Here is a 21,450-nt window from a genome sequence, read left to right as displayed (position 1 = left end):
AACAAGTTAAAAAAATCCTTTTTAAGCAATGTACGGCGGCGGTCGCCGTCTCTTTGGAGGCAATCCGAATGAGCAAATTTTTAGATAGATTTCGTTATTTTAAGCAGCTGGGTGATACCTTCGCAGGCGACCATGGGCAAGAGCTCAATGTTAACCGTGATTGGGAGGATAGTTACCGTAGTCGCTGGCAGCACGATAAAGTCGTACGTTCGACCCACGGTGTTAACTGCACTGGTTCATGTAGCTGGAAAATCTACGTCAAAAATGGCCTTGTGACGTGGGAAACACAACAAACTGACTACCCACGCACCCGCCCAGATTTACCTGATCACGAGCCTCGTGGTTGTCCGCGTGGTGCCAGCTATTCATGGTATTTATACAGTGCAAACCGCGTGAAATACCCGATGATGCGTAAGCGTTTACTGAAATTATGGCGCGATGCAAAAGCAGAGCACCAAGACCCCGTCGCAGCATGGTTATCCATCATTAGCGACCCAGAAAAAGCGCAGAGTTACAAACAAGCTCGTGGTCGCGGTGGTTTTGTTCGCTCCAGCTGGCAGGAAGTGAACGAGTTAATTGCAGCTGCTAACGTGGCGACGATTAAGGAATTTGGTCCTGACCGCATTGTCGGTTTTTCGCCAATCCCTGCGATGTCGATGGTGTCTTATGCGTCAGGTGCCCGTTATTTATCTCTCATTGGTGGGGCTTGCCTGAGCTTCTACGATTGGTACTGCGACTTACCGCCTGCATCCCCAATGACGTGGGGGGAGCAAACGGATGTACCAGAATCCGCAGACTGGTATAACTCATCTTATATTATTGCTTGGGGCTCGAACGTCCCGCAAACTCGTACGCCTGATGCTCACTTCTTTGCAGAAGTCCGCTACAAAGGGACGAAAACTGTTGCTGTCACGCCAGATTACGCCGAAATCACCAAATTCTGCGACCATTGGCTGAACCCAAAACAAGGGACTGACAGTGCCATGGCGATGGCAATGGGGCATGTCATCCTCAATGAGTTCCACGTCAAACGTGAAGCGGAATATTTCCGTGAATATGTTCGCACTTACACCGATATGCCGATGTTGGTGATGCTCGATAAACATGAAAACGGTGCGTATGTTGCTGGGCGTATGCTGCGTGCTTCGGATCTCGTTGATTCTTTAGGCGAAGAGAAAAATACCGAATGGAAAACCATCGCGATTGATGAAGAAACAGGGGCACTGTGCGCCCCTCAAGGCTCGATGGGGTTCCGTTGGGATGACAGCCAAAAATGGAACTTAGAACCGCGCGCAGGGCAAGATGCACACCAGATCAAAATGCAACTCAGCCTTGCAGATACGCACGATGAATTTGTTGAGGTTGGCTTCCCATACTTTGGTGGTTTAGAAAGCGAACATTTCCAACGTGTTGAATTGAAAGATGTTTTGTTGCACAAATTACCCGCGAAACGCATTCAGCTTGCGGATGGCAGTGAGTCACTGGTTACTAGTGTGTATGATTTGATGCTTGCTAACTACGGTATTGACCGTGGTTTCGGTGATGAAAACTGTGCCGTTGATTACGATGATATGAAAGCCTATTCCCCTGCATGGGCTGAAAAAGTCACTGGGGTGAGCCGCCAAAATATCATTCGCATCGCCCGTGAATTTGCGGACACCGCAGAGAAAACCCACGGCCGTGCGATGGTAATTGTTGGGGCTGGTATCAACCACTGGTACCACATGGATATGACTTACCGCGCAATTATCAACATGCTGATTTTCTGTGGCTGCGTGGGGCAAAGCGGCGGTGGTTGGTCACATTACGTCGGCCAGGAAAAATTGCGCCCACAAACAGGCTGGACGCCACTGGCTTTTGGTCTTGATTGGCAGCGTCCACCACGCCATATGAACAGCACATCATTCTTCTATAACCATTCAAGCCAATGGCGTTATGAAACGGTAGGGACGGAAGAGTTACTCTCACCTTTAGCGGATAAAAAAGCATTTAGCGGCAGTTTAGTGGACATGAATGTGCGTGCTGAAAGAATGGGCTGGTTGCCATCTGCACCACAATTAAGCGTTAACCCAATCAAAATTGCTAAACAGGCACAAAACGTGGGGCTTTCCCCAGTAGATTACACCGTTAAGCAATTGAAGGACGGCAATATTCGTTTTGCAGCAGAACAGCCAGATGACCCACAAAATTTCCCACGTAATCTGTTTATTTGGCGCTCAAACTTATTGGGTTCCGCAGGGAAGGGCCATGAATATTTATTGAAATATTTGCTGGGTACTGAAAATGGTATTCAAGGCAAAGATTTAGGTCAACAAGGTGGCGTCAAACCTGAGGAAGTAGAATGGCAAGATACAGCAGCACAAGGGAAAGTGGACTTAGTGGTGACTCTCGATTTCAGAATGTCGAGCACCTGCCTGTTCTCAGACGTTATTTTACCGACCGCCACTTGGTATGAAAAAGACGATATGAATACCTCGGATATGCATCCGTTTATTCACCCATTATCCGCCGCGGTTGACCCTGCTTGGGAATCGAAAAGCGATTGGGAAATCTACAAAGGCATTGCCAAAGCTTTCTCAGATGTCAGTGTCGGCCATCTAGGCAAAGAAACGGATGTCGTCACACTGCCGATCCAGCACGACAGTAAAGCTGAAATGGCGCAACCTTTTGATGTGAGAGATTGGAAAAAAGGCCAGTGTGAGCTGATCCCTGGAAAAACGGCGCCGCACATTATTTGTGTTGAACGTGACTACCCCAATACTTACGCACGTTTTACCTCCCTTGGTCCATTAATGGACAAATTAGGGAACGGTGGGAAAGGCATCAGTTGGAATACGCAAGATGAAGTTGATTTCCTGAAAAAGCTGAACAAAACCCAGCCAGAAGGGGCTAATGCAGGCCGCCCTAAAATTGACACTGCCATTGATGCTGCCGAGGTGATTTTAACTTTAGCCCCCGAAACCAATGGGCAAGTGGCAGTGAAAGCATGGGATGCGTTAAGCAAGGTGACAGGGCGCGACCATACGCATTTAGCACGCTACAAAGAAGATGAGAAAATTCGCTTCCGCGATATTGTGGCACAGCCACGTAAGATCATTTCCAGCCCAACGTGGTCAGGCTTAGAAGATGAACATGTCTCTTACAACGCTTGTTATACCAACGTTCACGAGATGATCCCATGGCGTACACTTAGTGGTCGTCAGCAGTTATATCAAGATCATGAATGGATGCGTGCCTTTGGTGAAAGTCTCGTGGTATATCGCCCGCCAATTGATACGCGTGCGGCTCAGCCATTAATGGGTAAAAAATCCAACGGTTACCCTGAAAAAGCGTTGAATTTCCTAACGCCACACCAAAAATGGGGTATTCACTCCACTTATAGCGACAACTTATTGATGTTGACGCTCGGTCGTGGTGGCCCTGTGGTTTGGCTAAGTGAGGACGATGCTCGCGAGTTAGGCATTGAAGATAATGATTGGGTTGAAGCGTTTAACAGCAATGGGGCGCTGACAGCAAAAGCGATCGTCAGCCAACGGATCCCTGATGGCATGATCATGATGTACCACGCGCAAGAACGGTTGATCAATTTGCCGGGGTCAGAAATTACGGCGCAGCGCGGGGGTATTCATAACTCAGTAACGCGTGTTTGCCCGAAACCTACCCATATGATTGGCGGTTACGCCCATCTAGCTTATAGCTTCAATTACTACGGAACCGTGGGTTCTAACCGTGATGAATTTGTGGTTGTTCGCAAAATGAAACAGGTCGACTGGCTGGATGGGGAAAACGATGCCTATCAGCAGACCCTGAGCGGAAAGGAGAAAGCATAATGAAAATTCGTTCTCAAGTCGGCATGGTGCTAAACCTCGATAAATGTATTGGTTGCCATACATGCTCAGTGACCTGTAAAAATGTCTGGACCAGTCGCGAAGGTGTTGAATACGCATGGTTTAATAATGTCGAGACCAAACCAGGTATCGGCTATCCCCATCACTGGGAAGATCAGGAAAAATGGAAAGGCGGTTGGATCCGTACCATCAAAGGCAAGCTGGTTCCTCGTATGGGGAACAAAGTGGGCGTGCTGTCTAAAATCTTTGCTAATCCTGATGTACCTGCTTTGGATGATTATTATGAGCCATTTAATTATGACTACGGCCATTTAAAAAATGCCAAAGAAGGCAAACATGTGCCAACTGCGCGTCCACGGTCATTGATCACAGGCGAACGGATGAGCAACGTGAAAATGGGGCCTAACTGGGAAGATGACCTTGGTGGCGAATTTGCGAAACGCGCCGCAGACAAAAACTTTGAGCACATCCAAAAAGAGATGTATGGGCAATTTGAAAATACTTTCATGATGTATTTGCCACGTCTGTGTGAACATTGTTTGAACCCTGCTTGTGTTGCAACGTGCCCAAGCGGTGCGATTTACAAGCGCTCTGAAGACGGTATCGTCTTGATTGACCAAGACAAATGCCGTGGCTGGCGTATGTGCCTGACAGGCTGCCCGTACAAAAAAATCTACTTTAACTGGAAAAGCGGCAAGTCAGAAAAATGTATTTTCTGTTACCCTCGCATTGAATCTGGCATGCCAACGGTTTGCTCGGAAACCTGTGTTGGGCGTATCCGTTATTTAGGTGTGTTGCTGTATGACGCCGATAAAATTGAATCGGCGGCGAGTGTAGAAAAAGAAACGGATCTGTATCAAAGTCAGCTCGATGTCTTCCTTGATCCACACGATCCTAAAGTGATTGAAGAAGCGCAAAAACAGGGGATCCCATTAAGTGTGATCGACGCTGCTCAGAAATCGCCAGTGTATAAAATGGCGATGGAGTGGAAACTAGCGCTGCCGCTGCATCCTGAATATCGCACATTACCGATGGTGTGGTATGTGCCACCTCTGTCACCCATTCAATCTGTCGCTGATTCGGGTTTATTGGCTAACAATGGCGTATTGCCTGATGTGGAAAGCCTGCGCATTCCAGTGCAGTACCTCGCCAATTTATTGACGGCTGGGGACACAGAGCCTGTGCTGTTAGCACTAAAACGTATGTTAGCGATGCGCCATTATAAACGTGCTGAAACCGTAGAAAACCAGTGTGATACCAGTGCGTTGGAGCAAGTGGGATTAACGGAAGAGCAAGCCCAAGAAATGTACCGTTACTTGGCAATTGCTAACTATGAAGACCGTTTTGTGATCCCATCCAGTCATCGTGAATTAGCACGTGAAGCGTTCCCTGAAGCCAAAGCTTGTGGCTTTAGTTTTGGTGATGGTTGCCATGGTAGTGATAGCAAAACCAATCTGTTTAATAGTAGACGTATTGATGCCATTGATGTGACGCCAAAAACAGCGCAGGAGAACACACTATGATGACGTTAAGAGTGATTTCTCGGCTGTTAGAATACCCGTCAGAGGCGCTTTGGCAGCACCGCGATGAGTTAATCGAAGCATTAGAGCAAGCAGATGAATTACCTGTTACTCGTGCTATTCAGTTGATGATGTTTGTGCGCGAATATCTCAATGACGACTTGTTAGATATGCAGGCACAATATTGTGAGCTGTTTGATAGAGGGCGCGCAACATCGTTACTGTTATTCGAGCATGTTCATGGGGAATCCCGCGACCGCGGTCAAGCAATGGTCGATTTAATGGGGCAGTACCAGCAGCATGGCTTGCAAATTGATTGCAAAGAGCTACCCGACTATTTGCCTATTTACTTGGAGTATCTCACTGTTTTACCACCGCAAGAAACTGTGGGGGGCTTGCACGATATCGCGCCAATCTTAGCGTTACTAGGGGAGCGATTAAAACAGCGTGAAAGCCGCTTTGCGAGCTTGTTTGAGATATTACTTGAGTTATCCAATAGCGAAATTGCCACTGAGCAACTTAGCGAAAAAGTGGCATCAGAAGCGCGGGATGACACGCCTCAAGCCCTTGATGCGGTGTGGGAAGAGGAACAAGTGAAGTTTTTTGCGGATGAGAAAACCTGCGGTGGGGAAGTCACCGCCCATCAACACCGTTTTGCCAATGCCGTCACGCCGCAATACTTGGACCTTGGTACGAGCAGCCATGTAGGAGTGCAAAAATGAATTTTCTCAATCAATTCTTCTTCGACATCTATCCGTATATTGCAGGCACCGTGTTTATTGTCGGTAGCTGGCTGCGTTATGACTACGGTCAATACACATGGCGTGCGGGTTCGAGTCAAATGTTAGATAAAAAGAATATGCGTCTGGCATCCAATTTATTCCATTTGGGGATTATTGGGATTTTTGTCGGCCATTTTCTGGGGATGTTAACACCACATTGGATGTATGAATCTTTCCTACCAATGCATATCAAGCAGTTGATGGCGATGATCGGGGGCGGCTCTGCGGGGGTGATGATGTTAATTGGTGGAGCGATGTTACTGAAACGCCGACTGACTAACCCACGTATTCGCGCCACATCTTCCTTTGGTGACATCATGATTATGGTATTGCTGGTGGTGCAAGTGTGTTTAGGGCTACTCACTATTCCATTCTCTGCACAGCACATGGATGGCAGTGAAATGTTGAAGTTAGTGGGATGGGCGCAATCAGTTGTGACATTCCATTGGGGCGCGTCGAATTACCTTGAAGGCGTTGGCATCGTGTTCAAGTTACATATCGTGTTGGGGATGACAATATTCTTACTCTTCCCATTCTGCCGTTTAGTGCACATCTGGAGTGCACCTATCGAATACCTAAGTCGTCGGTATCAGTTGGTGAGAAATCGCCACTAAGTTCGGGTTTCACAGGGAAGTGAGCCAGTACATTGCTCTTGTGTAATTGATTCTTGTGTAAACAACAAATATGGCTATTTTGGCACCCCACCTAACATGTTAGATGGGGTTTTTTTGTGTTTATTTGCTGACGGCGGGTTCGATATAGCCCAGGCGGCGAGAAATCAGCAAACAAACATGGGCAAGTTCATCGTTGACCCTATCTATTTTGGGTAACATACGGTGTGTTGGGCCTGCAACACTGATAGCCCCAACAATGTTGCCAGTGTAGTTAAATATTGGCCTTGCAACACACGTTAGCCCTTCTTCATTTTCTTCATCATCTAAAGAAAAGCCTTTCAAACGAATATCTGCCAACAATTCATACAGTTTCATTCTATCGACAACGGTTTTTTCCGTGAATTTCACCAGAGGTTTATCCAGAACCTCATCAATTTCTTCCAACGGTTGGAACGCTAAAAGCGCTTTCCCAATCCCTGTGCAATAGGCGGGTAGCCTTGCCCCTAATTTTGCAGTTGTTTGAATTGAGAGGGTACCTTCACTTTTATACAGGTACACCACATGCCCGCTGTTATAGACCCCCAAAAAACATGTTTCGAATGTTGAGCTCGATAGTGTTTTTAAATAAGGGATTGAAACTTCAACTAAATTGACATTCATTAAACCTTTAATGCCAAGTTCAAGGCTTTTTAAATCAAGGTTATAACGCTCTGTAAGGTGATCGATACTGACATATTGGCGTTCTTTTAACGTCTCTAATATCCGAAACGCAGTGGTTTTGGCGATCCCTGTGTTTTTAACTAATTCTGCCAATGAAATTCCATCGGAATGATTACTTATCTCTTCAAGGATGGTCAGTACTCTATCAATGTTTGATGAGTTTGCTTGGCTGTCTTTCGTCATTGTTGGCTCCTTACATGCGCTGGGGATCATTGTACGCACAATTTCATGTGAATTAAACGTCGTTCCATTTTCTCCTTGTTGTGACTCTTTTTGTGTGTAAAGGCGGGAGATCTGTAATTAATTGATAAGCCTTGTCTTTACGTTACTGATTGTGATCACGATCGTCATTCTTATAAAAACGGAACGACATTCCTATATTTTGATGTATCTTATAAAAAAAGGAACAGCGTTCCGTTATTTTAAAGGGATAAATATGTTGATAGTGACCATTGATACAGGGACAACAAATACCCGCGTGAGAGCATGGCGAAACAATATGGTTGTGGGAGAGCTGAGCGCGGAAGTTGGGATTCGGGATTGTGCGAAAAATGGAAATAATGTGCGTTTAATTCAATCAATAAAAACGCTTTTGGCACAACTTTTAGCAAAGTTTAGTGATGAAGAAAGGGAAAATTATCGCTTAGTGGCATCGGGTATGATTACTTCAGAAATTGGGTTATGCCATTTGCCTCATGAAGTGACTCCAGTTTCGATGAGACAGCTCGCACAAAAGGCCAGTGCGCGCGTGATAAATGAAATTAGCGAAAAGCCAATTATTTTTATACCAGGAATTAAAAATAAAACCACGGAATTAACGTTTGACTCTATTGAAAGCATGGATGTGATGCGCGGTGAAGAGGTTGAGATCTTCGGTATCTTATCACAGCAGCCAGATTTAGGCGCTTCGCTGGTTATCTTACCAGGTTCGCATTCAAAGTTTGTTCGCATTGATGACAATAAAAATGTGATTGCACTGGCAACCACGATGGCAGGGGAAATCTTCGATACGCTGACGCACCAAACGATACTCGCAAGCTCATTAGAGCATCAATTTGTTCAGCAACTTGATCGCGAATATTTACTTAAGGGTGCCGAGTTAAGTCAGCAAGTAGGGATTGCCAGAAGCTGTTTTTCAGTCAGATTATTAGATCTTTTTACGGAAGCTACTCTTGACCAAAAATCGAGTTTTTTATTAGGCGCGATTTTAGCATCAGATTTACTTGCGATAAAAAACAGTCAAGCCTTATGTGTGACTAACGATATAAAAATTGTGATTAGTGGAAAACCTATCTTAGCAAATGCGCTTCAATTATTAATTAAAAATGATAGTTATTTCACGGGTGAAATCAGCGTATTAAAAGATAAAAAGGAACAGCCGTATTCTGGATTAGGTGCAATTTCAATATTAAACCTTACAGAATATAAATAAGCATTCTTAATAATTTGTTATTAGGTGATTATATGAATCTTGAAAATGAAATTCCTTTAATTGCAATATTGCGTGGAATTAAACCTGAAGAGGTTTTAGAACATATTTCAATACTGGCGGAAGAAGGTTTTCAATATATAGAAATTCCATTGAATTCCCCTGAATGGGAAAAGAGTATTCCATTGGCTATTCAGCACTATGGCAATAAATTAAAAATAGGGGCAGGAACTGTCCTGAATCAACAGAATGTTGAAAAATTAGCAGCAATGAACGCAAAGATTATTGTCACACCGAATATTAATGTTTCGGTGATCAAATCATCTTTAGCAAACAAGATGGAAATATACCCAGGCTGTGCAACAGCCACTGAGGCATTTACAGCGATTGATGCAGGTGCTTGTAACTTAAAAATATTTCCAACTGCGCCGCTAGGAGTTAACTACGTTAAGTCACTGATGTCAGTGATCCCTAAAGATATAGCTATTTATGCCGTTGGTGGCGTAACGCCACAAAATTTACATGAGTACCTAAGCATAGGCTGTTATGGCGCAGGGCTTGGGAACGACCTTTACCGTGCAGGCCAATCACCAGAGAAAACCAGAGAAAACGCGAAAGCATTTATATCTGCATATATCGCATTTAAAAATTAAAATTATTAATTTAAAAGAGATATTAAAATGAAATTCGATTATGTTTTTAAAAGTGCCACTGTTATTGATGGCAGTGGTAAAAATGAATTTATTAGCGATGTGGCAATTAAAAATGGCCGTGTTATTAAAATTGCTGAAAATATTAACGAAGAGTCTGAAAAAATAATTGATTGTTCAGGGTTAATTTTATCGCCTGGGTTTATTGATGTTCATACGCATGATGATTTAATTGTCATAGATAAACCAGAATATATTGAAAAAACATCACAGGGTGTTACCACCATTATTGTTGGTAACTGTGGGATCAGTGCTGCATGCGCCACATTAAAAGATGAAGTTCCTGACCCAATTAATTTGCTGGGGGAATTAAATGAATTTAATTTCGTAGATTTGGCTAGCTATAAGCAGAAAATTAATGAAATTACGCCGACCGTTAATGTAGCGACATTGATTGGCCATACCACATTAAGAAATAACTGTGTTTCGGATTTATTAAAACCTGCAACCCAGAGCAATATTGCACAGATGAAGCGGGTTTTAGAATCTGCATTAAATGAAGGTGCTTTAGGGCTAAGCACAGGGCTGTCTTACGGTAATGCCATTAACTCATCCACGGAAGAAATCTGTGAGCTGGCCGAATTATTAGCAGAGCATCAGGGCATTTACACCACGCATATGCGTACTGAATATGATGGAATCATCGATGCAATGCATGAAGCTTTTCATATTGGCCGCCATGCAAAAGTACCTGTGCAAATTTCTCACCATAAGTGTGCTGGGGCAAAAAACTGGGGACGTACTAAAGAGACGCTTGCGTTAATCGAAAAATATCAAGCAATGCAAGATATTAACTGTGATTGCTACCCCTATAGAGCGGGCTCTTCAAACTTAGATATCACGCAAGTCACTGAGGATTATGACATCCTAGTGACTTGGTCAATGCCATTCCCTGATGTTGCAGGTAAGACACTAAAAGATATCGCCATAATGTGGAATATCGATATTTACCAAGTGGCGGAAAAAATTGTCCCTGCGGGCGCTATTTATTTTCAAATGCATGAAGACGATGTTCGCCGTGTATTGCAGCACCCAAGCAGCATGGTTGGTTCAGATGGCTTACCCCGCGACCCTAATCCGCACCCACGTTTATGGGGCACCTTTCCACGCGTAATTAGTCACTACAGCCGTGATGAGAAACTGTTCCCAATGACCACCGCAATTTACAAGATGACGGGCATGTCGGCTCAGCGTTTTTCTTTGAAGGATAGAGGGCTTATCAAAGAAAACTTTTTTGCAGATATCGTCTTATTTGACCCAATAAAAATTAATGAAACCTCGACGTTCCAAGATCCAAAGCAGAAAGCAGATGGCATTGAATATGTTTTTGTTAATGGTGTTCTGACCTATACCGCAAAAGAAATGACTGGGGATAGAGCAGGTAAATTCTTAGAAAGAAATAAATAAAAGAGAGAAATAATAATGATTAAACGATTTGGCGTTGAAGGTTCAAAAGGGACTGGTGGGCAATCATTACCTTTTTCGAAAGCTGTGCTAGCGGACGGCTGGTTATATGTGTCAGGCCAAACACCGATGGTTGATGGTGAAGTGATTGATGGCGGCATTATTGCACAATCAAAACTGGCTATCGAAAACTGTTTAAACATCATGAAGGACGCGGGATTTGAGCGCCAAGATATTGTGCATATGAAAGTGGTTTTGAGTGATGCTCGATACTTTCAGTCCTTTAATAAAGTGTTTCAGCAATTCTTTGCTGAGCATCCACCAGCAAGAGTCTGTTTTGTTGCGGATCTTGTGGTTGATTGCATGGTTGAAGTGGACATCACCTGCTTTAACAGCAAGTTCAAATCTTAATCGCTGAGACGATGAGGGGCTATTATGGAACATAATAATTTCTTAATGTGGTTTTTGCTGTATGCGTTCGTCATGATGTTCATTGGCTGGTATGTAACAAGGCATCAAAAGACAGGTGAAGATTTCATTCTTGGCGGCAGAAAATTACCGATGTTACTCACCTTAGGGTCTACTGTCGGAACGATGGTGGGAACAGGGTCAAGTATTGGTGCGGTGAGTTTCGGTTATTCGAATGGTTGGGCTGGTATGTTATATGGCATCGGCGGCGCAACGGGGATCTTACTCACCGCTTGGTTATTTGCGCCAGTAAGAAACTATCGCTTTATGACAATGAGTGAGGAAATTTGTTACTACACAGGTGGCAGCCGCTTAGTCAAAAACCTGGTTGCGATATTAATTTTCTTAGCATCAATTGGTTGGTTAGGTGCGCACATCCTTGGGGGCGGCTTATACTTGGCATGGGCTGCAGACATTGATATCACAGTAGCGAAGATCATCATTGCTGTCGGGTTTGTATTCTATGTGGGTATCGGTGGTTATAAAGCTGTTTCATGGATCGATACATTACAATCCATCGTCTTATTCCTCGGGTTTATTATTCTTGCCGTCGCCTCAGTGAGCTACGTCGGCGGATGGGATGTCGTTGTACAAAATACGGATCCGAAGGCGTTCACGTTATTTGGGATTGGTAAACTTGGTATGCTACCTGCTATTTCACTTGCAATTGTGATTGGTATTGGTGTTCTAGCGACACCTTCCTATCGTCAGCGTATTTATTCAGCAGCGTCAACAAAAGCCATTCGCCAATCATTCATTATTACTGGCGTCTTATATATGGGGTTCTCGTTCTTACCTGCAATTATCGGCATGGCAACCCATGTAATGGAGCCTAATTTAGAAAACAGCAGTTTTGCTTTCTTATATGCAACCAATGCATTACCGCATGTACTGGCAATGGTGGTATTGATCGCAGGTATGTCAGCTAACATGTCATCAGGTAGCTCTGACGCCATCGCAGGGGTTTCGATAATCCTACGTGATATCTATACGATGGTAACAGGGAAAATGCCACCACCAGAGAAAGCCATTAATTTATCTCGGATCTTCTTACTTGGCGTTATCTTGCTTGCACTGGTATTCGCATTGACCTCAAATGACATCATTGGTTATATCACTAAAATGATTTCAATGATTATGTCAGGGCTTTGTGTCACCGTGTTATTAGGTAAATTTTGGCATCGCTTTAACTGGCAAGGTTGTATAGCCGCGCTGGTGGCGGGAAGCTCAACATCGTTAACGATTATTTTAACGCCAGAGTGGTCTGCAAAATTAGGTAACCCCGTGATCCCTGCATTATTGATCAGCTTGGTTTGTGCTGTGGTTGTCACTTTAGTGACACCAAAAAATAAACTCAGCCGTGAGGAAGTTTTAGAAAACATTACCCACGAAAGAGAAAATACGGCGAAAAGTAAATAAATGTCCAAATTGAGAGATGCAAATGACGAAATATAATTTTCTCGAAGAGATAAAGCATAAGTCGGCGAGGTTGCCTAACTCAGAGAGTGTGCAGATAAACATTCTTCACGAGGACGTGTGTTTACCTGCGGTGGTCGTAAAACAGCGTGAATTAGAAAATAATATTGCATGGATGCAACATTATGCGAACACCGTAAATGTGTCGTTATCACCTCATGGTAAAACGACGATGACTCCCGCAATTTTCAAACGCCAAATCGCACAAGGTGCGTGGGGGTTGAGTGTTGGAACTGTTTATCAGGCAAAGGTGGCAATTGAATCGGGTATTAAGCACATTGTGATTGCTAATCAGGTTGTTGGTAAAACGAATATTCGGTTACTTGGCGAACTGGTTAAACTCAATCAAGCCAACTTGTATTGTTGTGTTGATAGTATTCAAAATGCGAAACAACTTGCCGAGGTTTTTTCACGCGAAAACCAAACATTGAATGTTTTGATTGAACTGGGTGTTAATGGAGGGCGTTGTGGTTGTCGTACAGAGGATGAAGCGCTGTTGTTAGCCGAAGAATTAAAAGCATTACCCTCTCTAGTCATTGCTGGAATTGAATTTTATGAGGGTGTTATTCATAGCGATGATGCAGAAAAAGACATTAATGAGGTGCAGCAATTCTTACAGCGAGTCTTAGCGACGAGCCAAAAACTCGATAGATTGGGGGTGTTTGATAGATATCAGGGAGAGGTATTACTCACAGGAGCAGGTTCAGTTTGGTATGACCTTGTGAGTAAGAAGGTGGCAGAGTTTACCTTTTCAAAGGCTTTTCGCTTTGTCATTCGCCCTGGTTGTTATATTACACATGACCATGGTATTTATGATGAGGCTCAACAAGCCCTAAAAGCGCGGGATAGTATCGCTTGTCAGTTAGAAGGGGACTTGATGCCCGCAATGGAAATTGTGGCATTAGTACAGTCGGTTCCTGAAAAAGGGCGGGCAATTGTTAATTTTGGTAAAAGAGATGTCGCATTTGATGCTGGGTTACCTCAACCTTTAGCACAATATCGAGATGGTCAGCGGCTTTCCTTCCAACGAGGAAGTGCAAAAACGTTTGGCTTAATGGACCAACATGCCATTTTATCTTTTGATGAAAGTTGTTATTTTCAAGTAGGGGACATCCTCGTTTTTGGTACATCGCACCCGTGCATTACGTTTGATAAGTGGAAAGTTATTTATCTGACGGATGATGAATATAACGTGCTAGAAGATATGCCAACATTTTTCTAAACCGCATTCTTGTTTGTTAATTAAAACCAGCTTCTTTGTTAAGTAGCTGGTTTTTTTATTTATTTTTGTAATGCCAACTGGCTGTGTTATTGGATATTAGCGTACAACGTTTGAATTGCCAGCTTTAGAGTCTTACCTCATAAAGTGATTTTACGATATCAGAGGTATTTCAGTTTTTACTGACAAGACAGTGGCAGGAATTGATGTTTTATCACTATAAATTAAACGATAGGTGTCAGGTATATTCAATTTTTCTAGTGCAGATAAAGGATTCCCTTGACATAAATCAAACGGTATTTAAGGAGATCTTAAAAAGATGATGTTAAGTTAATATTAGATAAAATGAGGATAATAATAGATGGTAGCATCTTCATTATTACGTAATCATCGCTAGTGTAAGGTATAAATTAATAATTATGAATAATATTTAAATGATGAAACTATTCAGTACTATTTAATCAGTATAATTCCTAGCATTTTGGGGGGTATCGAGAGTAGATGAGTTTATTGGCTTATGTAAGGTGTCTTAATACCTTCATTCATTAGTGTTGTTGACTTTGATTTTGTCTTTTATAAATGGATTTTATGGTTGTTTTATTCCGTAATTAATATTGAAAGTTACAAAAAAACACACTTTGAATATTTTTGTAATGCTTTTCTTAGTGTTTTAATACGACTTGATATTTTTTTACTATTTTTTATTTAATGATTTTCTGTTGTGTTGTTTTATTTTTGCTATATATATGTGAGTGTGATTAATCATTAGTAATTGTTAATCACACATATTTCTACTCGTTTTTTGTTATATGGCTATTTTATGGTAACTATTTGTAATTTAATGTTTTATTTTTTATTTTCATTTAAACTAACACATTAAATGTGTAACAGAAGGTAATATTGGAAACATTATGAAATTATTTAATATTTAAAATTAAGATGTTTCTTATTAAAATAAAAACATGGTTAAATGTTTTTTTTGTTATTTATTTCTGATTTTTAGTTATATTTTATTTTTAGTCATTTTTTTTCACTAATAAGCACCCGTTTTATGAGTATAAAAAACTTTATTATTGAAGAATGGAGTTATTTTGTGGTTTTTTATTAAAAAAAGTCTATTTAAATTGAAGTGTGGTTACTTAATTATCCTATATTAGAGTATTTAATGGCTGTAATTTTTGAATTATTTTATATATTTCACAAACTTACCTCTCTGGGTTGTTTATTAACTCTATAATTTGACATAATTAAAATGAGATATAATAATGGCTTCGCATTGATACATTGTTTAATTATCTGGTTTATTAGCGGAGCCTAATAAATTAGGGATAGTTAGCATGTCAATTTTTAATGTTTACTAACCAAACATATTTTAAGAAAAAATTAAAATAATCAGATTAATAATAACTCGTTATTTTAATTTGTGTCGTCTTTTTTATCTAATGGAAATGTATAAAATGAAATTAAATAAACTTGCTTTAGTATTAGGTTTAGGTCTGGCTGTTGTTGCTGGTTCTGCTTCTGCAAACCAAGGTTCTGGTACTGTAACTTTTAAAGGTTCAATCATTGATGCTCCTTGCTCAATCCCACCAGGTTCTGAAGCATTTGAAGTTAAGATGGGTGCTATCGCAACTTCAGCATTAAACGGCGGCGGTAAAAGTGTTGCTCGTCCTTTCAATATTGAGTTAGAACAGTGTGATATCACTACTCTGAAAACTGTACAAACTACATTCACAGGTACGCCAAGTACTTCTGTTAATGGTGGTTTAGCTATCGCTGGTACAGCTAAAAATGCGGGTATCGTTATCACTGACGTTAATGGCGACAAAATTGATTTAGGCGCTAAATCTCCATCTCAAACTCTGTTTACTGGTGCTAACACACTGCGCTTCACTGCATTCTTACAAGGTGATGCAGACGCGACAAACAAACCTGCTGTTCCGGGTGAATTTGATGCAATCGCAACATTTGCTCTGAGCTACCAGTAATTGGTACCGCCCGTACAAGGATGTATGGGCACTAATTTTAATGAATTGAAATTGCTCATTAAGTTGAAATGGAGTCGTTATGAATCACTTTGGCACAATTGTCATGGTGCTTTCAGGAATAATGTTTGCCCCAATAGTTAGTGCACAAAATCAAATTTCTCGGGCAAAAGGTCCATTCGAAGGAACCGTCACAATGGGTGGTTCAATTATCGAAACCCCCTGTGCAATTGATGCAGATAGCCGAGATCAATCAGTAAGCATAACTACTGTGCCTGTTAGTCAAATAATTCATGACAGAGAAAGTCCAGTTCGTAATTTCTCGATACGTCTTATTAATTGTGTTCTAACACCGGTAACGCCTGGAACTCCTAATTGGCAAACTTTCAATATTACATTTTATGGTCCGACAGATGGTCGCAATTTTGATGTTTTCGGTCACGCAAATGGATTGTCAGTAAAAATTTCTGATGCTGATGGAAATGTTGCAATCCCTGGTAAGGCGATGCCTGATTTGCCTATCAAAGCAGGTGAAACAACACTTCACTATAACGTGCGTGTTGTGCCTAATAATAAACGTTTAAAGCCAGGAAACTATCAGACCACTATCCGTTTTAAGATGGATTATTACTGAGTTATTACTAAGGGACTATTATGGCTCTGTTATTAAAAAGTAAAAATAAAGTATCTAATAACTCAGTAAGTTATTTTTTAACACCTGTAGCGGCTATGGTGTTCATTGCAATTGCTCATATAAATTTAGCTAATGCGAATAATGATAGTATTGAGTTTAATACCGATGTTTTAGATCTTCAGGATAAAAGCAATATTTCTTTAAATGAGTTCTCTCGTGCTGGCTATGTGATGCCAGGGAAATATCCATTTAAGGTTAATTTAAATAACCGAGACCTCGCTGATAGCTTTGATATTGAATATATTGCTGATCCCAATGATCCTAGTATCACTACGCCATGCTTGACGGCAAATATTGTCGATAGCATTGCTTTACGAGACGAATGGAAAAAAAAGGTTCAGTTTGATAGCAAAGGGCAATGTTTAATTCCTGAAAGTATTCCAGGAATGACAATAGCTGGCTCGTTGGCTAAAGAAACTGTCACGTTGACTGTACCACAGGCTTATATTGAGTTTACTTCTGATAATTGGGATCCGCCATCCCGCTGGGACGAAGGTGTACCTGCCTTACTTTTTGACTATAACTTGAATGCTAACATCACAAGACCTGCAGATTCAGCCAATACCCAATCATTAACAGGGAATGGAACAACTGGCTTTAACTTAGGTGCATGGCGCTTTAGAGCAGATTGGCAAGCAAGTTATAATCGCACTAATGGGCAATCCACAGACCGTCGTTGGGATTGGAGCCAATATTACGCTTACCGAGCTGTAAAAGAGCTAAATGCAAAGCTGACAATGGGTGAACAGTTTTTGCGTTCAGGGCTGTTTGATTCATTCCGTTATATGGGGGCAAGTTTGATCTCTGATGAGAGAATGCTGCCGCCAAACTTACGTGGTTACGCACCTGAAGTTACAGGTGTTGCAAGAACAAATGCAAAAGTCATTGTAACTCAGCAAGGGCGAGTGATTTACGAAACCCAAGTCGCACCAGGGCCTTTTCGTATCCAAGATTTAAGTGATGCTGTTAATGGTAAGTTAGATGTACGGGTTGAAGAACAAGACGGCTCAGTACAAGAATTCCAGATGAATACTGCATCAATACCGTATTTGACTCGACCTGGTTCAGTGCTTTTCAAAGTTGCGGGTGGTCGCCCAAATAATATGGATCATAAAACCGAAGGGCAAGGGTTCGTCATGGGCGAATTCAGTTGGGGTATCTCTAACGGTTGGTCATTATTCGGTGGTGGGCTTGCAGCAGGTGACTATAACGCATTATCACTCGGTGTTGGTCGAGATTTGCTAGCCTTCGGTGCTATCTCATTCGATGTGACTGAATCACGCGCAAAACTAAAAACGGATAACAAAATTTATACAGGTGCATCGTATCGTTTAAGTTATTCAAAACGTTTCGAAGATTATGATAGCCAAGTGACGTTCGCAGGTTACCGATTCTCTGAGCGTGACTTTATGAGTATGAATCAATACTTAGATCGTCGCTACAGAGGCGTGGAGTTTGATAACAGTAAAGAGTTATACACCATTACGTTTAATAAATACTTTACAACTGCAGATCTGACGGCATATCTGAACTATAACCATGAAACGTATTGGAATAAACCAGCAGCAAAACGTTACAACCTTTCCGTTGCTAAATATTTTGATCTTGGTCGCTTTAAAAATATTAACTTAAGTCTCACGGCATTTCGTAACAAATTTGATAATAAAAACAATGATGATGGGTTATACATGAACCTGTCTGTGCCTTGGGCGGATAGAGCGTCCATAAGCTACAACAACATGATCACAAAAGACGGTAACTCACACACTGTCAGCTATTTTGACGCCATTGATGATAAGACAAATTATCGTGTTGGAACTGGGTTGAGTAGTCGAGGTCGTGGAACTATCGATGGCTTCTACACGCGTTATGCTGATTTGGCAACGATGACAGCGAGTACGAGCTATATCAATGGTGATACATCTTCAGCAGCATTCTCATTACAGGGTGGTGCAACTGTAACAGGCCACGGTGCTGCATTACACCGTATCAATACACCAGGCGGAAGCCGAGTCATGGTCAGTACAGAAGGTGTGGGGAACGTGCCTATTCAAGGTTTTGGGCCAAATACAGAAACTAATATGTTCGGTAAAGCTGTCGTTGCAGATATCAGTGACTATTACCGTACCAGTACGCGAATTGATGTGACTAACTTGCCTGACAATGTGGAAGCAGTTCGAACATCTCAGCCAATTACACTGACAGAAGGTGCCGTCGCTTACCGTGAGTTTGAAGTGTTATCAGGGATAAAAACGATGGTTAGGCTTGCGCTTGCTGATGGTAGCTATCCACCATTTGGTGCAACAGTACGAAATGAGAAAAACAGAGAGTTAGGTATCGTTACGGATAATGGTTCTGTGTATATCTCAGGTGTGAATCCAAATGAAGTGTTGGATGTTTATTGGGATGGTAGCGTGCAATGCAAGATTCAGATTCCTGAAAATATTAGCACGGCAGAGTTTAATTCCCTGTTATTACCCTGTACTAACAGCCCGAATGCCAAGCCTGGTTATATACCAGCAAAAGCGGTACCCGTGGGGAAACCAGCGCCAGCTTATAAGCCAGCGCCAATTCAGCAGGGAGTCGCACCGAGTCAGCGTTGGTTATTGAAGCCACCGGATCTCGCTCAAATTATCGATTATACCGAGTAAACCGGGTTATTAGAGTTTAAAAAGAGTTGGTACTTATGAATATTAAAAAAATTGCGTTTTTTACGACAACAATTACGTTATCGACTGTGCTGTGCGGCCAGGCGTTAGCTGCCATTGCACTGGATAGAACCCGTGTCATTTATAATGGCGCTGATAAGACTATCAGCTTAAATATTAAAAACGAAAACACTGAATTACCTTATCTTGCGCAAGGTTGGATTGAAGATGAGAATGGTAACAAAATTGAAAGTCCATTAACGGTTTTACCGCCAGTTCAACGCGTAGAAGCAGGTGAAAGTAGCCAAGTTAAGATTCAATCGCTCCCTGATGTATCCGCATTGCCACAAGATAGAGAAAGTGTTTACTACTTTAACTTACGTGAAATTCCACCACGTAGTAAAGAAGCTAACGTATTGCAAATTGCACTGCAGACACGCATTAAGTTGTTTTATCGACCAAAAGCGCTATATGCCACACGTACTGACCTCGAAAACCCATGGCAGGAAAAAATTACGTTAACGCGCAAAGGTGATGCTTATGAAGTCAGTAATCCAACGGCTTATTTTGTCACCATTGTGGATGCCAGTTCAAAAGTGGGTGGTGATACGGTTAAACAATTTGAACCAGTGATGATTTCGCCAAAAAGTAATGGAATGCTAAAAGGCAGTGCAAGTTCAATGGGTGCAAAACCAGTTCTAACGTATATCAATGACTATGGCGGAAGGCCAAAATTAACGTTCGGCTGTGCAGGCACAACATGTAAAGTTGAATCTTCGACGGACAGATAACGGAGAATAATGTATGAAAAGGACTCTCCTGTTTAGCGCTATTATATTCAGCGTCGCGCCTGTGTTTACCAGCAGCGCAGATAGTTGGGATATAGAGGGTTTACATGGAACATTGACAGTAAATGGCATGATGACAGAAGCAGCTTGTACTATGGATGTGACTAATTCAATGCGCCAAGAAGTGTCTCTAGGGGAGATCCCTTCATCTTCACTCCGTAAACCAGGTGATAGAGCTGAGCCTGTCTCATTCGAATTAGAATTTAGGCATTGCATTCGCACGGCAAGCCGAATGAGAGACATTCGAACCGATACGCCAATTTGGGATGCGATGCAACCTGTGATAACCGTCTCTTTTGTTGCGGTATCAGATAAATATTTCCCTGAAATGTTGAGTGTTAAAGGTGTCTCTGGTTTGGCATTAGAAGTCACTGATGCGCAAAGAGGTGATATTCGGCTTGGAAGCCAAGGGCGTCCTCAGTTTCTTGATGCACCACAGGGTACTCTTCAATATTTTGTCACGCCAGTGAGGACCCCCGAAAAACTAACGGAAGGAAGTTTCAGCGCTGTAATGGACTTTAAGGTGGATTATGAGTGATTTAAATAAGCAGAGGTACCTGCTGGCATTCTGCCTTGCTGGAATATTTTCAACGTCAGCTTCATATGCAGGGCTACCAGACTCACGTATTAGCCCTTCAGCGGGAACAAGGGCAACGATAACTCCTGGTATGGTGACCGTTCCGATTAAAGGCGTTGTTTTAGCACCACCACCTTGCGTCATTAATAACGGTAATATTGTCAAGGTGGACTTTCAAGAAATCATGAGCACGCGGATTGATGGCTCTGCTTACGCTAAGCCAGTTAATTACAATATAAAGTGCGATAAAAGACCCACTGAACAAATGAAAATGACCCTGGTTGGGATCCCAATATCTTTTGATTCAGGGGCAGTTGAAACGGATATTCCTGGCTTAGGTATTGCGTTTCGTTATAACGGAAACAAACTTCGCTTAAATCAAGAAATTAAGTTTGTTTATCCCAATGCACCTCAATTTGAAGCGATACCTGTTCGCGATTTATCGAAAACACTGACACAAGGTGGTGCTTTTCGTGCAGGTGTCACTATCAAACTTGATTATCAATAA

Annotated in this window: 17 protein-coding genes; 16 read left to right on the top strand and 1 reads right to left on the bottom strand. The window is 42.0% G+C overall.

Annotation, left to right across the window (positions count from 1 at the left end):
- The first annotated feature begins 68 nt into the window (after positions 1-68).
- The 4 genes from M1F05_RS18610 to narI are packed head-to-tail and all read left to right on the top strand — an operon-like array spanning position 69 to position 6,764.
- On the top strand, positions 69-3,830 hold the full coding sequence (locus M1F05_RS18610) for a nitrate reductase subunit alpha (protein WP_206083357.1): 3,762 nt from the start codon (positions 69-71) through the stop codon (positions 3,828-3,830).
- Positions 3,830-5,371: a nitrate reductase subunit beta gene (narH, locus tag M1F05_RS18605; RefSeq protein ID WP_206083358.1), complete on the top strand. Its 1,542-nt coding sequence runs from the start codon at positions 3,830-3,832 to the stop codon at positions 5,369-5,371. The genes M1F05_RS18610 and narH overlap by 1 nt, the downstream gene beginning before the upstream one ends.
- Positions 5,368-6,090, top strand: coding sequence for a nitrate reductase molybdenum cofactor assembly chaperone (gene narJ, locus M1F05_RS18600; RefSeq protein ID WP_206083359.1), 723 nt, complete (start codon positions 5,368-5,370; stop codon positions 6,088-6,090). The genes narH and narJ overlap by 4 nt, the downstream gene beginning before the upstream one ends.
- The gene (gene narI / locus M1F05_RS18595; protein WP_206083360.1) at positions 6,087-6,764 is read left to right on the top strand and encodes a respiratory nitrate reductase subunit gamma; all 678 of its coding nucleotides are present in this window, start codon (positions 6,087-6,089) and stop codon (positions 6,762-6,764) included. Before narJ ends, narI begins: the two co-directional genes overlap by 4 nt.
- A 120-nt stretch (positions 6,765-6,884) precedes the next feature.
- On the opposite strand, the gene M1F05_RS18590 is transcribed toward narI, so the two are convergent.
- Positions 6,885-7,667 (bottom strand): IclR family transcriptional regulator, encoded by a 783-nt coding sequence (locus M1F05_RS18590; protein WP_225820483.1) that lies wholly within the window; start codon positions 7,665-7,667, stop codon positions 6,885-6,887.
- A 253-nt stretch (positions 7,668-7,920) separates the two neighbouring features.
- Between M1F05_RS18590 and M1F05_RS18585 the strand changes: the two genes are divergently transcribed.
- The 12 genes from M1F05_RS18585 to M1F05_RS18530 all read left to right on the top strand — a co-directional run bounded on the left by M1F05_RS18585 (position 7,921) and on the right by M1F05_RS18530 (position 21,450).
- Positions 7,921-8,916 carry a 2-dehydro-3-deoxygalactonokinase gene (locus tag M1F05_RS18585; RefSeq protein WP_206083362.1) on the top strand — a complete coding sequence of 332 codons (996 nt, stop codon included), beginning with the start codon at positions 7,921-7,923 and terminating at the stop codon, positions 8,914-8,916.
- Between the two features lie 32 nt (positions 8,917-8,948).
- Positions 8,949-9,566, top strand: a complete 618-nt coding sequence (locus M1F05_RS18580) for a 2-dehydro-3-deoxy-6-phosphogalactonate aldolase (protein ID WP_206083363.1) — start codon at positions 8,949-8,951, stop codon at positions 9,564-9,566.
- 27 nt (positions 9,567-9,593) lie between these two features.
- Positions 9,594-11,030 (top strand): N-acyl-D-amino-acid deacylase family protein, encoded by a 1,437-nt coding sequence (locus M1F05_RS18575; protein ID WP_206083364.1) that lies wholly within the window; start codon positions 9,594-9,596, stop codon positions 11,028-11,030.
- A gap of 12 nt (positions 11,031-11,042) precedes the next feature.
- Positions 11,043-11,438 (top strand): RidA family protein, encoded by a 396-nt coding sequence (locus M1F05_RS18570; protein WP_206083793.1) that lies wholly within the window; start codon positions 11,043-11,045, stop codon positions 11,436-11,438.
- Between the two features lie 24 nt (positions 11,439-11,462).
- Complete coding sequence (locus tag M1F05_RS18565; RefSeq protein ID WP_206083365.1) at positions 11,463-12,914, top strand: sodium:solute symporter family protein; 1,452 nt, start codon at positions 11,463-11,465, stop codon at positions 12,912-12,914.
- Positions 12,915-12,936: 22 nt separating this feature from the next.
- Entirely contained in the window at positions 12,937-14,193 is a 1,257-nt protein-coding gene (locus M1F05_RS18560; protein ID WP_206083366.1) for an amino acid deaminase, read from the top strand.
- Between the two features lie 1,454 nt (positions 14,194-15,647).
- Complete coding sequence (locus M1F05_RS18555; RefSeq protein ID WP_206083367.1) at positions 15,648-16,178, top strand: fimbrial protein; 531 nt, start codon at positions 15,648-15,650, stop codon at positions 16,176-16,178.
- Positions 16,179-16,257: 79 nt separating this feature from the next.
- Positions 16,258-16,809 (top strand): fimbrial protein, encoded by a 552-nt coding sequence (locus tag M1F05_RS18550; RefSeq protein ID WP_318825896.1) that lies wholly within the window; start codon positions 16,258-16,260, stop codon positions 16,807-16,809.
- Between the two features lie 20 nt (positions 16,810-16,829).
- Positions 16,830-19,520, top strand: a complete 2,691-nt coding sequence (locus M1F05_RS18545) for an outer membrane usher protein (protein WP_206083369.1) — start codon at positions 16,830-16,832, stop codon at positions 19,518-19,520.
- A gap of 35 nt (positions 19,521-19,555) precedes the next feature.
- Positions 19,556-20,308: a fimbria/pilus periplasmic chaperone gene (locus tag M1F05_RS18540; protein ID WP_206083370.1), complete on the top strand. Its 753-nt coding sequence runs from the start codon at positions 19,556-19,558 to the stop codon at positions 20,306-20,308.
- A 13-nt stretch (positions 20,309-20,321) separates the two neighbouring features.
- Positions 20,322-20,903 (top strand): fimbrial protein, encoded by a 582-nt coding sequence (locus M1F05_RS18535; RefSeq protein WP_206083371.1) that lies wholly within the window; start codon positions 20,322-20,324, stop codon positions 20,901-20,903.
- Positions 20,896-21,450 carry a fimbrial protein gene (locus tag M1F05_RS18530; protein WP_206083372.1) on the top strand — a complete coding sequence of 185 codons (555 nt, stop codon included), beginning with the start codon at positions 20,896-20,898 and terminating at the stop codon, positions 21,448-21,450. Before M1F05_RS18535 ends, M1F05_RS18530 begins: the two co-directional genes overlap by 8 nt.

It is taken from the genome of Providencia sp. PROV252 (genome assembly GCF_033676005.1).
Taxonomy (GTDB): Bacteria; Pseudomonadota; Gammaproteobacteria; order Enterobacterales; family Enterobacteriaceae; genus Providencia; species Providencia vermicola.
The sequence above is the reverse complement of the archived record's forward strand: the minus strand, read 5'-3'. Positions and strand labels throughout refer to the sequence as shown.

Coding starts and splice junctions, on each gene's coding strand:
- M1F05_RS18610 (WP_206083357.1), top strand. CDS start 69: ATGAGCAAATTTTTAGATAGATTTCGTTATTTTAAGCAGCTGGGTGAT.
- narH (WP_206083358.1), top strand. CDS start 3,830: ATGAAAATTCGTTCTCAAGTCGGCATGGTGCTAAACCTCGATAAATGT.
- narJ (WP_206083359.1), top strand. CDS start 5,368: ATGATGACGTTAAGAGTGATTTCTCGGCTGTTAGAATACCCGTCAGAG.
- narI (WP_206083360.1), top strand. CDS start 6,087: ATGAATTTTCTCAATCAATTCTTCTTCGACATCTATCCGTATATTGCA.
- M1F05_RS18590 (WP_225820483.1), bottom strand. CDS start 7,667: ATGACGAAAGACAGCCAAGCAAACTCATCAAACATTGATAGAGTACTG.
- M1F05_RS18585 (WP_206083362.1), top strand. CDS start 7,921: ATGTTGATAGTGACCATTGATACAGGGACAACAAATACCCGCGTGAGA.
- M1F05_RS18580 (WP_206083363.1), top strand. CDS start 8,949: ATGAATCTTGAAAATGAAATTCCTTTAATTGCAATATTGCGTGGAATT.
- M1F05_RS18575 (WP_206083364.1), top strand. CDS start 9,594: ATGAAATTCGATTATGTTTTTAAAAGTGCCACTGTTATTGATGGCAGT.
- M1F05_RS18565 (WP_206083365.1), top strand. CDS start 11,463: ATGGAACATAATAATTTCTTAATGTGGTTTTTGCTGTATGCGTTCGTC.
- M1F05_RS18560 (WP_206083366.1), top strand. CDS start 12,937: ATGACGAAATATAATTTTCTCGAAGAGATAAAGCATAAGTCGGCGAGG.
- M1F05_RS18555 (WP_206083367.1), top strand. CDS start 15,648: ATGAAATTAAATAAACTTGCTTTAGTATTAGGTTTAGGTCTGGCTGTT.
- M1F05_RS18550 (WP_318825896.1), top strand. CDS start 16,258: ATGAATCACTTTGGCACAATTGTCATGGTGCTTTCAGGAATAATGTTT.
- M1F05_RS18545 (WP_206083369.1), top strand. CDS start 16,830: ATGGCTCTGTTATTAAAAAGTAAAAATAAAGTATCTAATAACTCAGTA.
- M1F05_RS18540 (WP_206083370.1), top strand. CDS start 19,556: ATGAATATTAAAAAAATTGCGTTTTTTACGACAACAATTACGTTATCG.
- M1F05_RS18535 (WP_206083371.1), top strand. CDS start 20,322: ATGAAAAGGACTCTCCTGTTTAGCGCTATTATATTCAGCGTCGCGCCT.
- M1F05_RS18530 (WP_206083372.1), top strand. CDS start 20,896: ATGAGTGATTTAAATAAGCAGAGGTACCTGCTGGCATTCTGCCTTGCT.